Annotated in this window: 10 protein-coding genes and 1 pseudogene; 6 read left to right on the top strand and 5 right to left on the bottom strand. The window is 63.0% G+C overall.

Annotated features, from left to right (window positions below):
- Nucleotide 1: 1 nt before the first annotated feature.
- A complete protein-coding gene (locus tag PQQ95_RS12965) occupies nucleotides 2–2,212 on the bottom strand; it encodes a serine/threonine protein kinase (protein ID WP_408437778.1) in 2,211 nt (736 codons plus the stop codon).
- A 415-nt stretch (nucleotides 2,213–2,627) separates the two neighbouring features.
- Between PQQ95_RS12965 and PQQ95_RS12960 the strand changes: the two genes are divergently transcribed.
- The 6 genes from PQQ95_RS12960 (at nucleotide 2,628) to PQQ95_RS12935 (ending at nucleotide 6,813) form a co-directional block, all read left to right on the top strand.
- On the top strand, nucleotides 2,628–2,915 hold the full coding sequence (locus tag PQQ95_RS12960) for a hypothetical protein (RefSeq protein ID WP_408437777.1): 288 nt from the start codon (nucleotides 2,628–2,630) through the stop codon (nucleotides 2,913–2,915).
- An 88-nt stretch (nucleotides 2,916–3,003) separates the two neighbouring features.
- On the top strand, nucleotides 3,004–3,288 hold the full coding sequence (locus tag PQQ95_RS12955; protein ID WP_175049081.1) for a hypothetical protein: 285 nt from the start codon (nucleotides 3,004–3,006) through the stop codon (nucleotides 3,286–3,288).
- A 183-nt stretch (nucleotides 3,289–3,471) separates the two neighbouring features.
- On the top strand, nucleotides 3,472–3,699 hold the full coding sequence (locus PQQ95_RS12950) for a hypothetical protein (protein WP_408437776.1): 228 nt from the start codon (nucleotides 3,472–3,474) through the stop codon (nucleotides 3,697–3,699).
- A gap of 488 nt (nucleotides 3,700–4,187) precedes the next feature.
- On the top strand, nucleotides 4,188–4,472 hold the full coding sequence (locus PQQ95_RS12945; protein ID WP_408437775.1) for a DUF3303 domain-containing protein: 285 nt from the start codon (nucleotides 4,188–4,190) through the stop codon (nucleotides 4,470–4,472).
- A gap of 31 nt (nucleotides 4,473–4,503) precedes the next feature.
- Nucleotides 4,504–6,147, top strand: a complete 1,644-nt coding sequence (locus tag PQQ95_RS12940; RefSeq protein ID WP_408437774.1) for an MFS transporter — start codon at nucleotides 4,504–4,506, stop codon at nucleotides 6,145–6,147.
- A 453-nt stretch (nucleotides 6,148–6,600) separates the two neighbouring features.
- The gene (locus PQQ95_RS12935; protein WP_408437773.1) at nucleotides 6,601–6,813 is read left to right on the top strand and encodes a hypothetical protein; all 213 of its coding nucleotides are present in this window, start codon (nucleotides 6,601–6,603) and stop codon (nucleotides 6,811–6,813) included.
- A gap of 179 nt (nucleotides 6,814–6,992) precedes the next feature.
- Here the strand turns inward: PQQ95_RS12935 and PQQ95_RS12930 are convergent.
- The 4 genes and pseudogenes from PQQ95_RS12930 to PQQ95_RS12915 all read right to left on the bottom strand — a co-directional run.
- Nucleotides 6,993–7,163 (bottom strand): annotated as a pseudogene (locus PQQ95_RS12930) (IS6 family transposase); the annotation flags it as partial.
- Nucleotides 7,164–7,248: 85 nt separating this feature from the next.
- The gene (locus tag PQQ95_RS12925) at nucleotides 7,249–8,577 is read right to left on the bottom strand and encodes an aminotransferase class I/II-fold pyridoxal phosphate-dependent enzyme (protein ID WP_408437772.1); all 1,329 of its coding nucleotides are present in this window, start codon (nucleotides 8,575–8,577) and stop codon (nucleotides 7,249–7,251) included.
- 38 nt (nucleotides 8,578–8,615) lie between these two features.
- Complete coding sequence (locus PQQ95_RS12920; RefSeq protein WP_408437771.1) at nucleotides 8,616–9,560, bottom strand: UDP-3-O-acyl N-acetylglycosamine deacetylase; 945 nt, start codon at nucleotides 9,558–9,560, stop codon at nucleotides 8,616–8,618.
- Between the two features lie 48 nt (nucleotides 9,561–9,608).
- A partial coding sequence (locus tag PQQ95_RS12915) for a KR domain-containing protein (RefSeq protein ID WP_408437770.1) occupies nucleotides 9,609–14,586 on the bottom strand: 4,978 nt, incomplete at its 5' end.

Raw genomic sequence — 14,586 nt, 5'->3', positions numbered from 1 at the left:
CTTAGGGTGTGCGCGGCTTCGTCGTGATCGGCGCGAAATCGGCGACGATATGATCCTGACCGTATTTGCCGGCGATCTGCGCAAGCCGCGCATCCAGTGCCCGCAAATAATCGGCACGTGATTCGCTTTCGGGCCGCGGCTTGTCGAATAGTTGCGCCGGCGTAATCAACAGCACCACCATCTCCGATCCAAACGGCTTCGAAATGATCCAGTCACCCGCGCTGCCGATGGTGGCCGCATAGTGCGGGGGCGCCTGATTGTCCTTCGCGCGCGGACTCGGCACCATGTGCACGACGCTACCGTCGAGCTGGTAGTAATCGAGGTTCACGTACGAGTCGTAAGCGGGCGTGGTGACGTCCACCACCAGCGAATCGCCTTCGCTCAGCAGGCCACTGGGTGGCCTCACATGCAGCGCCGCCACGTGGCCCGCTTGCCAGTTTCGGGTCCAATAGGGAGCGAGCGCTTTGATCGTGTCGCATTTGTCGTCGGCGAGCGGCTCGACCTGGAGCGTCAGCGTATCGACGCCCGGCAATGCTGTCAGCGTGTCCTTCAGATGCGCCGCGCCGTAGCGTTGCGAGACGTAGCCGCGCACCGTCAACGAATGATCTTCTGTCGAGGCGGACAGCGCCGAACACGGCACCTGTGCCAAAACCGGCGCGACGGTGGCTAAGGTCAACGCGGGTTTGGGCGCGGGCGGCGCAGAAGGCTGCGCGGGCGGCGGCGGTGCCGCGGACGCTGCGACGGTTGGCGCGGTGGTCAGCGCTGTGGTTGTCCCGGCAGATGAGCCTGCGGCTGACTTTGCAGCGTCTCCGGCAACGGGTCCGGCGGTGGCAGATGACTCAGGCGCATTCGTGGCCGCCGAAGCCACCTGATCCGCTGACGCCTCCGAAGCCGCCGCAGCCGGCTGCGTGCCGCTTTGACGATTCTGCGCCGACCGCAAAGCAAACACGCCCACAATCGCCGCACACACCAGCGCGAAACCCGCGAATCCCGCCTTGACCAGCGTACCCGACTTCTCCGCGCGCGCTTCGTTGTCGAACTCCGCGATGAAACGCGCGACGCTCGGCATGCGCGTGTTGCGATCGAACGACAGCGCGGCCCGCAACGCGCGCCACTGCTTCGCATCGAGATTGGGCGGACGCTGCGGCTTGAAGTCCGCATTGCGCGCCTGCGTCGCCGACAATCGATCGAACGGATGATGGCCCGTCAACAACTCGTAGGTAATGCAACCAAGTGCGTAGATATCGTCGCGCGGGTCCGGCTCGCGATGCTCGATCATCTCGGGACTCGCATACGCGGGCGTCAACGCACCAAGGCTGCCGGGATCGAAGACCGTTGCGTCGCTCTCCTCCTCGGGCCGCTGAAACACGCGGGCAATACCGAAGTCGATCACCTTCACTTCGGCATTCGTCGTGAGAAAGACGTTGGCGGGCTTGAAATCGCAATGCACGAAGCCGTGCTCATGCGCATATGCGAGCGCATTGCACATGCCGCGCACGATCGGCAGCGCGGCGCGCACCGGCATTCCGTTGTAGCCCGGCGTGCGTAATAGCTGACTCAGCGGCTTGCCGGTCAGATACTCCATCGTCAGGTAGACGATCGGTCCGTCGCGATCGAAGTCGTACACCGCGATGATGTTGCGGTGCGCGAGCACCTGCGCCTTGCGCGCCTCGCGTTGCAGCGCGACGAGCGAATTCGGATTACCGCGGAACTGGACGTTGAGCACCTTGATCGCGAGATACGGTTTGCGATCCGACGCTTCGAGCTTGCGCAAATCCAGCGCCTTGTACACCGTGCCCATCCCGCCGACACCCAGACATTCTTCGAGGACGAAGCGGTTGTTCAGCGTGTCGCCGATGCCTTTGATCTGATCATGCCCTGCGGCACCGGCTGCGCTCGACGTGCCTGCCGGACTTGCCGCGTTCGCTGCACTGGCAGAGCGCACCGACGGTATCTCGACGGTGGTCTGCATGCCGGTCTCCTCGCCGCCGGCCGCCACGTTCGAGACGCGCAACTGTTCGATGCGCCGCCGCACTTCGGCGTAGAGATCGTCGGGAAGAGGGGTTTTGCGATGCGCGGCACCGAGCATGTCCAGCAGCTGCGTGCGATCGAGTCCATCGGTCGTCAACGTGCTGTCGAGTTGAGCCACGAACTCGTCGCGTGACAGCTCGCCGCTCTGATAGTCGCGAATCACATGCGCAAGGCTAGCCATTTGTGCGAAACGCCCCCGCTGCCGTTGGGCCGGATCGCATGCGACCGGAGCCTTTCGGGCCGATAGAAAACCTGTCGTAACCAGTTACATGCGCCGCTTCGATACTAGCTCCCGACCCGGTCTTTCGCAAACCAGGATTGCCCCGCTGCGGGCACGGCCAGCGAGTGTCTTGCGACATCCAACAGAATCCGATGCGTTGTTGGGTCCGCACCATCAGCCGCGAGTCGTCCTCTAGCGGCTCGGCTGCTGTTTCGATGCGGTGGCATGACGCGAAAGCCTTGTGCATCAGGCATTCGCCAACTTTCTTAGGAGAGGAGAGTAAAACTGGCACAGCCCATGCGTTAGTGACACTCGAGCAGACAAGATGCTCGAACCCAACCGCAACACTGTGATGTTCCCTTCCAGGAGATTTACCATGAACACCCTGATGATCAAAGACCTGTCCATCACCGAACAACTCGACAGCAAGGCCATGCGCGCCGTACGTGGCGGCCTCGGCTTCGGCTTTGGCTACCCCAGCACGTCGTACACCAACATCAGCCCGGTGTTCGCGCCGAACAACAGCAAGCAGGTCAGCGCCACGCAGTTGATCAGCAACGAAATGAACATCCAGAACGCCAACGGCAACAACGTCGCGTTCGCAGCAGGACTCACTTCGACGATCAATCCCTCCGTCACGTCGAGCAACAACATCAACGTCTAAAGCCTGATTCGGCGAAGCGGAGAAGCCCTCGGCAATTTCCGCTTCGCGCCGATCACGCCCGTCTTCCGCGCACCTTTGGAGAACCACCATGTCATCCCTCATGATTCGCGATCTATCCCGCACCCGCGAACTCGACCGCCGCGCAATGTCGGCGGTGGCCGGCGGCACGGGCAGCAGCGTGCCCGGCCTGCCCTCCGTGGCCGGCCTTGGCGGCATCGCCAATGTCAACGTCTCGGTGAACCAGAACCTCAGCCAGATACAAAACGTCAATGTTGCCGCCCTCAACAACATCGGCGTGATCGGCGCCGGCTTCGTGCCGTTGAATCTGAATGTCAGCCCGTCGCTGTGGGCCGCCAATTACGCCAACGTTTAACGGCATGCAGTAGCGAAGGACCGGGGCCCTCTCTACTGTTGCCGGCTCACATCCGGCAGGCGAGCTGCGAGCAGATTTCCTATACTGATAGTGCGACGAGACCTCCGCACATTTAAAAACACACCCGGGCGACGGCTGGGCAACCGCACCAGCCGCCCGCTCTATCGCTTCCCTGGAGCCGCCATGGCAAAGCTCGTTATCAAAGACCTCACCGACAGCGTTGAACTCGACCGCCAGGCGATGGCCGCCATTGTCGGCGGCGCACGAATCGGTGCGCGTGCGAGCGTCGCCGTGCAGCTGGTGCCGAGATCGGCACGCGTGGTCGACTATCCGCCGGGTTTTCCCGCAGCGCACCAGGCCATTGTCGACGTACCCGTTTCTATCGCGTCGCCGAGTTCGTCGCATAGCTAGGCCTCCGATCAGACACTCATAGCAACGGCACGCGCTTAACGCGCGTGCCGTTTTCGTTTGACGTATTGGCGTTTGCTCCACTTGCCATTCGTATGCGTGCCGGCGGTTCCGGCACACTGCATGGCGCACTTTGAACCTGATCGATACCGACATCTTCGACAGCCGTTTTAAAAGGTCCTTCTTATAGGACGCGCGAGACGCCCGCAATTGGAAACGACCGCGCCCGCCGCGCTTTTTCAAACGGCGGGAGCATTGTTCAATCGACCTGGCGAATGTCCGTACGCAGCGTACGTTAAAGACCGCACGCTCACCTATGATGTTTAGGATGCCACGTGGTTTTGTTCCGGTCGTTCATAGCACGCGCAATTCGGACGGCCGTCTGGCATGGATATGTTTGCGGTGCGAGGTATGCAGAAACGTCACGCCGCGCAAGCAGCGATAACGGCGCGCCACGGACCGCCATCGTCGAACCATCTTGGAGACATGAAATGAAATTCATCGTGCAATGGGCTGGTCTGCCGACTGCGGAAAATTCCGTCATCGAACGATTCATGAAAACCGGCGGACAGCCGCCTGAAGGTGTCAAATTGCTCGGGCGCTGGCATGCGATCGGAGGATTGCATGGCTTTGCCGTGGTCGAGGCGGAAGATACGCGCGGACTATCGGCGCTAGCGCTCGAGTGGGGCGACCTGCTGACGATGAGCGTCTTCCCCGCGATGACTGACGAAGACCTCGGTGCGGCATTGGGTGCGCATCAGGCCGCACGCAAATAATCATGCAAACAAGAGCGCAAGCAGAACCATTATGACGCCCAGCCTCGACGCGCCGCTACCCAGCGGACAACTGCTGCCGTTTCGCGAATCGCTGCTGGCGATGCTTGGCGTTGCCTTCGTCTCGATGCTGGTCGCGCTCGATCAAACTATCGTCGGCACCGCGCTGCCGCGCATCGTTGCCGATCTGAAGGGCTTCGATCTGTACGCATGGGTCGCGACGGCTTATATGCTGGCCTCGGTGATCACCATTCCAATCTTCGGACGGTTGGGCGATCTGTTCGGTCGCAAGCCGTTTCTGATCGCCGCGATTCTGTTGTTTACCGGTGCGTCGGTATTGTGCGGGTTCGCCACCAGCATGCTGCTGCTCGTGATTTCGCGCGGTTTGCAAGGGATAGGCGGCGGCATTCTGATCGGCACGGTGTTCGCCACCGTTGCCGATCTGTTCCCCAATCCAAAGCTGCGGTTACGCTGGCTCGTGTTCGTCACGTCCGCGTTCGGCGTCGCCAATATGGTCGGGCCGACGCTCGGAGGCGTGCTCACACAATACGGCGGCTGGCGCCTGGTGTTTTTCGTCAACGTACCGGTCGGCCTCGTGTCGTTGTTGTTCGTGCAGCGCTTTTTGCCGCCCCTACGTCATCTACGGCACAGTGGCCCCGTGCGACTCGACTGGCTCGGCGCGTTCGTAGTCGCGGTCACGTTCGGCTCGCTGCAATTGCTGATCGAATTGCTTCCTAAGTACGGCCTCGACACGATAACGATCGTGCTGGCCGTCGTTGCAGCGGGTTTTGCAATAACGCTGTGGCTATGGGAGCGGAGGATGAAGTATCCGATCATTCCAGTGGATATGCTGATGGACCGCAAACTGTCCGCGCTCTTCGCAATGTCGGTACTTGGCGGTTTCGCGCTGTTTTCGCTGGTGTTTTATGTGCCGCTGCTGTTTCAGGGCGGTTACGCGATGTCCGCCCACGATTCCGGCATGCTGATAACGCCACTGCTGCTTGGCACGACAGTCGGCAGTGTGGTGAATAATCGTATCGTCACGCGGATCCGTCGCGCGAACGGCATTATGTATGTTGGATTCGCGTTGTCCGCACTCGCGTGTTTGGGTGTAATCGCGCTCAAAGGCAACGAGCCGCATCTGGTGTGGATGTCGTGCATGGGCATCAGCGGTCTCGGGCTCGGTCTGGTGGCGACCAGTTTGACGGTCTGTTCGCAGCAGATCGTCGCGCGCGATCAGCTCGGCGCGGCGACGGCATTGCTGCAATCGTTGCGTACTTTTGGTGGGATGCTGGGCACGGTGATGACCGGTGCGTTGCTTGGGCATCTCTATACGCAAGGGGTACATCGCTCGCTTGCTTCGTATCAGGCGACGCAGTGGTTCAAATCGTTTGCGAGTCCCGAACTGCTGGTGGATCGCGCGGAGCAGGCCGCGTTGATCAATCGTCTGGTGAGCGCCGGCCATGCAGGCGATGCGATGATGAATTCCGCGCGCGATGCGCTCGTGCAGTCGATTCATATCGGCATTCTGGTGGCGGGCGCAGCGGCGCTGATTGGATTGTGTCTTGCCTGGTTTGTGCCGCCGGTGAGGATTAGTTATTCGGAGGGGGAGTGGGTGGCGGGTAGACCGGCGCAAGCGCAAGCTGATGCAATTCCGCCGCGGGGGAATGCGCTTTAGGTGATGGTTGAGTTGGGCTCCAGCTCTGATTTCGCCAGCTTGTCGGTGCTCGCTCGGCACACTGATAGTGGTGCGCGCAACGAATAGCCTAACGTTGCAGAGCTATTCTGCTTTCAACGGCCCTCTGTTTTCCTGTCTGCGTCTTGAGGTTTGGAAGCACTAACTTGAAGCGTTTAATACGCGTCATGTCGAAGCGAAACCTTTGGTCAACGCGCACTTATTTGAGGCGCGGAAAACTATCGCTTCAAATCTCTCCGCGATCGAAATATCCCTGAAATCAAGGGCGATTCGACACACCTTCTGCGCGAATGGTCGTAGGAATGCTTGACCTAACGATTGTGATTTCTTACCATTGACTTCGCCGCTTGCATACCTAAGACCAAGTCGTTTTCAACCAGGCGCGCGCATAGAACAAGGCCAAAACTAAACAACGAGGTCTTCCGGGGTTCTTGCATGACAATGGATGAAGACATCGCGCACGTGACGCGAGTGATGGCGCCGTCGCTGCGCGCCTTTCGTGGTGAACCTGTGCTGCCACCGGCGTATTGGCGAAAGCGGCTGCAACGCATACAGGATGAGTTCCCTTTGACTGAGTTGCAGACGTTTCAGATCCAGCGGTTGTTGGGGGAGTTGGATCGGTTTGAGGCGGAGAGGGGTGAAGTTTAGTCGGCTGTGGTGCAAATTACGGGCGTGAGTGAAGAACGGCGTATTCACCATTGCATCATCATGCTGAAAGGACTGCCTTCCAGACAGCGGGCGCAGTGGTATCTTTGAGGTGCAACCGTGTGACCTTTGCGGATGCGATGCATCAACTCGAGGCCCGATATCGCAATGGCCGCACTCCTGAAGCGTTTGACCCAGCGCATGATCGTAGAGCGCGCCAGCGACAGCCCGCGCTCCGCTATTATTTCAACGAGGCCTCGAAGGCTCAGCTACCAACGCACACACAGGACGATCACTTCGCGGTCAAAGTGGCGGCCGTTGAACAGCCTGTCGATGTCTGCCAGCTTACTCATAGCTTGCCCGGGCTCGTCAAAAACCGACCTTAACCTACCGGAGGCTCCGATTTGCACCGGAACCCTTCGTGCGACATCGCTGTCCTCAGCGTGCGACCCCCGCGATTCTCGACAAGGCGATAACCGTGCGGCTGATCTGCTCCGGCGCATGCGTCGAGCAAATGAAAAAACGCAGGCGTGCGCTTTTTTCTTCTACGGCCGGATAGAAGATCGGCTGCACGTTGACGCCTTCGTCGAACAGCGCGTTTGCCCATTGAGCCGCCTTCACTGAACTGCCGGTGATGACGGGTACGACAGCAAAACCTTGGCTCAACCCGGTATCGAGCCCGGCAGCACGCGCCTCGGTCAGGAACTGGCGACCGCGCGCCTGCAACCGCACGACGCGTTCGGGTTCGGCAAGCAGGCATTCGAGCGCCGCAAGCGAGGCCTCGGCAAGCGCCGGGGCAAGCCCCACGCTATACAGAAAGCCCGGCGCGAAGTGGCGCAGCATATCGACGAGCGGCTGGCAGCCGGCAATGAAACCGCCGCAGCCGGCCAGCGTTTTACTCATCGTCCCCATCCACAGATCCACTCGGTTTGAGTCGATATCGCACTGCTCGCGAATGCCCTTGCCCGACGCGCCGAGCACGCCGAGCGAATGGGCTTCGTCGACCATCAGAAATGCGCCGTGACGTTCCTTCAATTCGCAGAATCGCGCCAGGTCGGGGTGGTCACCGTCCATGCTGTAAAGCCCTTCGATCGCGATCAGGACATGCCGGTAGTCGCGACGCGTTCGCGTGAGCAATTCGTCGAGCGCCTGCCAGTCGTTGTGCGCGAAGCTCAGGCGCTTCGCGCCACTCAGTTGTGCACCCTGCACGATACTGTTGTGCGCGAGCGCGTCGTGGACAATCAGGTCGCCCGGCCCGAACAGCGCGCCGATCACGGTCACGTTGGTGGCGTGGCCGCTCACGAATGCGACGCAGTCGTCGGTGTCGTAGAACGCGGCGAGCGCATGCTCGAGCGCGCGATGTACCGGCCGCTCGCCCGCGACAATACGGCTCGCCGACGCGGACGTGCCATACCGGTCGATCGCCGCCTTGGCGCGCGCCGCGACGACGGGATCGTCGGCAAGACCGAGATAGTTATAGTTCGCAAAGTTCAAGTATTCGCGGCCGCCGATTTGCGTCGTCGCGCCTGCCGCGCCCTCGTGAACGCGAAAGAAAGGCGACGCGACGCGCAGCGTCTCACCCATCTCCCGCATGATCCGAACCTGCTGGTACTGCGGCATCGCCTCGAAACGACTACGCGCCGATTCGGTTCCTGCTACTTCTGCAACCGGCGTGCCGGACGCCGCGGCCGCTTCGGTCGTGCGCTCAAGTCGCCGTTGCAGGGCTTTTGCCGCCAACTGCTGGCGAATGTGTTCTCCGAGTGCCATGTGATTCCTTTCCAGCCTCTCTATCCCGCCTGCCCGTCTCACGCGTCCGCGCTGACCCACTCGCACGCGCCGGGCGTGCCAAGCAACGTGGCGAGCAGCCTGTAATTCATCTCGTGTGTCGGCCGTCGCGCCGTGACCCGCCCGAGCAGCGGTGCACCTGCTAGCGCAAGATCACCGACGAGGTCGAGCACGCGGTGGCGCACGAATTCGTCCGGCTGACGCAAGCCGCCAACCACACGCTTACCGACGATCGACGCCGTGCAGGACGTCCGCGCGCCACGCAAAATCGGCACCCCGCGCAAATAGCCGACGACGATCGCCGGCACTGCCCATTTGATCTGCCCGTAAGAACGCGCCGACGCGATCTCATCGGCGAACGCGCGCGGTGTGAGCCGGCCGTACCATTCCATGTCGCCGAAGTCCTTGAGGTCGTTGTTGTAGACGCTGAGCACATACTCGTCCGCGGGCTCGACATGCATCTCGCGGCGCGTGGCGCCAGTACCATCGGCGACACTCACCGGCTTCAGCACGCGGAGAAAGCGTTTAGGCTGCGGCAACGCAGTGCGTCCGCAGGCCATGATCGCATCGATCCACGGCTGCGCGCTGCCGTCAAGAATCGGCACCTCCTCGGCGTCGAGTTCGACGATCGCGTGATCAATCTCGCAGACCAGCAGCGAGCCAAGCAGATGTTCGACCGTGCGCACGCCGACACCGTCGGCTGCGCGCAACATCGTGCACAGTGGCTGGCTCTGGCGCAATGCCGGATCGGCAGCGATCATACCAAGCTCACGCCCGTCACGGAGACGGCGAAACACAATGCCGTGCCGCTCGCCGGAGGGCGCCACGGGCAGAATCCGCACGTTCACGCGTCGCCCGGTATGTAGCCCTCGCCCCGACAGTTCGAGAGGCCGGGCGAGCGTTCCTTCGCTGGCTTGCCAACCTGAAGGCAGCTTTACTCGGCAAACGCCGGCGTCGACTGACATGTCCTATCTCCCTGATGTTCCTGATCCTGATCCTGATCCTGATTCCGATTACGCTCGCGCATCGCACGTGCCTCGTTCTCGCACGTCGGTCGCGGCCGCTCCGCCGGGGCTAGCCGCATCCGCATCACACTTGTTGAGCAGATCGACGATCCGCGTGGAAAGCGTATGCACTGTCGCCCCCTCTGCGATCGCCATGATCGACAGTTTCACGCCGAACGATTCCTCGACTGCCATGCCAAGCTCAATACCCATCAGCGAGTCCATGCCAAGGTCGAGGACGGACCGGTTGAGGTCGATGCGCTCCGGCGACATATGCAGGATGCGTCCGATCTGGCTGCGCAAAACCGCCTCGACCATCGAAACGGCTTCCGGCTTCGGCAGCGCGCGCAGCCGTTCGAGCAGCGCGCCGTCTTCACCCGCGGCCTCGGCCGCGTCGCCGACCTGCAGCGCTGTGTAGCGGCGCGCCCGTGCCGCGGGCATGCCGCGCGCGATCGCCGACCAGTCCAGACGCACGATGGCCTCGCCAGCAACGCCGCTCATCAACGCCTGTTCGAGTGCCGCCAAGGCCTCGTCGGAGGTGATCGACGCGCCGCCGATACGCGCCTGCAGCGCCTCACGCTTCGCACTGTTGCGCGCGAGGAAGCCGACATCGTCGATCGGCCCCCACGCCATGAAAGTAGCCGCCAGCCCGCTCGCGCGACGATGCCCGACCAGCCCTTCGAGGAAACTGTTTGCCGCGACGTACGCGCCCTGGCCGGGATTGCCGAGATAGGTCGTGGCCGATGAATACAGCACGAAGAAGTCGAGCGTGCAGCGCTGCGTCACGCGATGCAGATTCCATGCGCCCGCCACCTTGGGTTCGAGAACGGCCGCCATGCGCGCGTCATCGACGTTACGCAGCAGTCCGTCGTCGATGCGCATCGCGGCGTGCAGGACGCCCTTGAGTGGCGTACCGCTGGTTTCGATCGTGTCGATGAGACGCTTGAGCGCTACGGCATCGGTGACATCGCACGACGCCACCGACACTAGCGCGCCGTATTCGTCGCGCCAGCGCCCGACCTCCTGTCGTTGCGCGACATCGAGCACCCCGCTGCGGCTCGCGAGCGTCACATGACGCGCGCCGCGCGCGATCATCCAGCCTGCACTCGCGTAACCGAGTCCGCCGGTGCCGCCTATGATCAGATACGCAGCCTGCGAGTCCAGTTGCAACGCCGGCCGCGCGGCACCACGCGCCGGCGCCGGCGTGCCCGACGGATAGGTGACGAGCACTTTGCCGATCTGACGCGCCTGCTGCATGTAGCGGAACGCCTGCTCAGCACGCGCCGCAGGAAACGCGCGATACGGCAGCGGATGCAGAACGCCGGTCGCGAACAGGTCCATCACTTCCCGGAACAGCCGGGTCGTCAAATCGGACCGCACACCCATCAGCTGATCGGCATCGATGCCGAAATAGCTGATGTTGTTGCGGAACGGACGCAAGCCGATCTGACTGTTTTCGTAAAAGTCACGCTTGCCCAGTTCGAGGAAACGGCCGAATGGCCGCAACGTGTCGATACCGCGCACCATCGCCTCCCCCGCGAGCGAATTGAGCAGGACATCCACGCCCTCGCCCTGCGTGCGCTCGCGAATCTGGTCCGCGAACGCCAGACTGCGCGAGTCGAACACGTGATCAGCGCCCAGCAGCCGGACGAATTCACGTTTCTCGTCGCTACCGGCCGTCACGAAGACTTCCGCGCCGAGATGACGGGCAATCTGAATCGCCGCGATACCGACGCCGCCCGCGCCGCCGTGCACGAGCACGCGTTCGCCGCGTCGCAGACGCGCCAGTTCGCACAGCGCGTAATACGCGGTAAAGAACGTTATCGGGATGGTGGCCGCTTCTTCGAACGACATCAACTCAGGCTTGCGCGCAATGGCCGTCGCACGCGTGATCACGCGCGTTGCGAATGAGGCCGGCGCGAAACCGAGCACCGCGTCGCCTGGCGCCCAATCTTCGACGCCCGGGCCGACCGCCACGATCCTGCCAGACAGTTCCATTCCGATGGTCGCACCCGCGAAGCCGGTCTCGACCGCTTCATCGGACAACAACCCCATGGCATACATCACGTCGCGGAAGTTCAGGCCGGTCGCGCACGGTGCGATCGTCACTTCACCGGGTCCCAGCTCGCGCTCCGACAAGGCAAACCACTCGAGATTGCGCAGCGAGCCCGGCATGCCGAACGCGAGTACCGCAGGCGACGGCTCGCGGGTATCGGCCACGTGCCATGCCGTCTGTCGTGAAGCCTGTTGCGCCGGCAACATGCGAGGCACGTAGCGGCCCTGCGGTGCCAGCAGCACTTCTTCCTCGCCGTCGTTATCCAGCAACGTACGCACCAGTTGCGATGCCTCGTGCCCTGCGGCAGGCGTGACGTCGATCAGGCGCAGCGAGAGCGTCGGATACTCGTTCGCCAACACGCGGCCGAGCCCCCAGAGGCTCGCTTGGTCCGGCTGGGTGGACGCGCCACCGGCGAACGGAGCGCCACCTCGCGTCACCACGCTCAGCTTCGCGGATTCAGCCACGCCAAGCTTGTCGAGTCCACGCACGAGCGCGGCGAGCGCCAGAACGCCACCCTGCTGCGCGTGCATGAGATCCGTGCCGCTGGCGTCGTCGAGAGGCACCAGCGGCGCGACAAAAACGATCTGGGCAGGCGTCGCCTGGCTCGCCAGCCAAGCCGCAGCGTCGCGCATGGGCGCCACGTCGACATGGCAACCCTGTTCAACCAGCTCGGCTGCCAGCGCGGCGCTAAACGCGTCGCCGCGGTCCCGCGCGATCAGCCACGACCGCGAGGGCGCCGCGACAACCGTCGGATACAGTTCGGCCGCTTCCTTGCGCGCAACCACGAGCGCCGTCGCGCCGTCGAGGTCGAGGCCTCGCTCCGTGTAACGCATCACGTCTCGCAGACCCGCGTGCTCGCACAGCGACACGAGCTTCGCGGGTGTGAGGGTCTCGCAGGACGTGACGCCGATGTCGCGACCCGCCACGCCGACCACGATGTCAGAAAAGCGGCTACGCTGCAGGTCGGCGAGAACCAGCAGACCACCCGGCGCGAGCCGTTCAGCCAGCGCACGCAGCGTGCGGAGCGGATCCGCTTGTTCACCGAGCATCCGGTTCACGACGATCACGTCAAACGGCGCGGCGTCGCTGCTGCTCACGAAGAGCGGCTCATTCTCCGCGAGCAGCAGCGTCTGCACATGCGCGGCCGCTTCGGAGTCGAGCGCGGCAAGCTGCTGATGCGTGCCGGCAAGCACGTGTTCGCAAAGTGCGACCGGCGCGTCGAGGTCGAGCGAATGCAGCACGTCACCGCTAAGCGCACCGACCTCCAGCACGCGCAGACGACGCGTGCGCGGCCACGCGGCAAGCGCCTCGTTGACGCACGCGGCAAGCATCGCCCGCGTATGTGCCCATGTCGGCGATGCATCGAAAAACTGTTCGACGAGACTGCGCCCGGTCGGCGAAAGCAGTGCGAGCGTGTCTGGCGACGCATTGCCCAGCACGCGCGGCAGCGCCGCGCCAACGTGCGCGAGCAGCGTCAATTCGGCGACATGCGCCGGAGACGACGCCAGCACCTCGCGCCACAACACGGCTTGCGCCGGCATGGCCGCGCAGGCCACATCGTCACGCACAAGACGCTCGCCCTCGAAACGGGCGAGCCCATCTTCGACGACAATCTGTGCAAGCCGCGTCAACAGTGGCTGATTCGATTGCGCCTGCGGGTTCGGCCATGCGAACACATTCAGTTCGTCGAGCGCGTGGAGCGCATACAGGCCCGCGAGCACGTCAAGCAGCGGCAGCGTTTCCATCAAATGCCGCGTGCGGTGCTCGCCGTCCTCGCGCGACGATACCTGCAGGCTCGCCCGTTCGAGGAGCGCGGCGGGCGCCGGCAGCGCCTCAGCCGTGAAATTGCCGGTCAGCGGCCGCGCTTCGAGCGCGTACGCGAAACGCGCCGGGGCGTGGTGGCGGCCCAGCAGATCGACACGGCGCAGGCGGCACCCCGACAGGCGCACAACGATCGCATCGTGCGCATCGAGAAATGTGAACGACGCCACAATCGAATGCGGGCTGCGGCGATGCACGCGGACAAGCACACGCCGCACCGAATCGCCACGCAGGAAGTCGACCCGTTCGATCTGAACCGGAACGAACGCCGCACGCGCATCGGCAGACGCGGCGCCGGCTTGTCCGAGCACGGCAAAGAGCGGATGGAAGCCGCTGTCCATCAGAGCGGGATGCAGCAGATAGTCGGCGAGCCCTTGTGCGCCACCGAGGATCGACGGCATCTCAAGGTTGGCCAGTGCATTGTCTCCGGACACCTGCACGGCACGCACCCAGCGAAATGCCGGGCCGTAATTCAGCCCGATAGCGGACGTGCTGGCATACAGCACGTCGCCAGGCATGGAGGAACACGCCTCGAGACACGCGAGCAGCGGCGGTGCGGCGACGCTGTCCGCATCGAGGGTGTTGCCGCTCGCGAGCAGACGCCCCGTCACGTTCACGTTCCACGGAGCATCGCTCATGCGATCGCGCGTTTCGATCACGAATGACGCAGTGCGTACGTCAATCAGGAAGCGGAACAGCTTGGCGTGCAGAGGCTGAAACACCACCGGCATGCGAATCTCGAGATTTTCAAGTGCGGCATCCGGCGTGCCGAAGAATACCCGTGCGGCGGCGAGCGCCATCTCCACATAGCCAGAGCCCGGAAACGTAACACCGCCGTCGACAACGTGATCGGCGAGCATCGGCAAGCGCTGCGGATCGATCTGGTTTTCCCATGCAAATGCATGCTCGTGCAGCCGGTAGCCGAGCAGCGGATGATCGGCACGGCGGTTCAGCAGGTTATAACCTTCGACGCTCTGTTCGAGCCAGTATCGTTCATGCTGCCACGGATAAGTCGGCAACACGGTATGTGGCGCGCGCGGAACGAAGCGGTCGAGGTCGACGCGCGCGCCGTGCGCAACAGCCGAGAGGATCGAATGCGCGAGCATCTCC

It is taken from the genome of Paraburkholderia caffeinilytica, assembly GCF_046030355.1.
GTDB lineage: Bacteria > Pseudomonadota > Gammaproteobacteria > Burkholderiales > Burkholderiaceae > Paraburkholderia > Paraburkholderia caffeinilytica_B.
The sequence above is the reverse complement of the archived record's forward strand: the minus strand, read 5'-3'. Positions and strand labels throughout refer to the sequence as shown.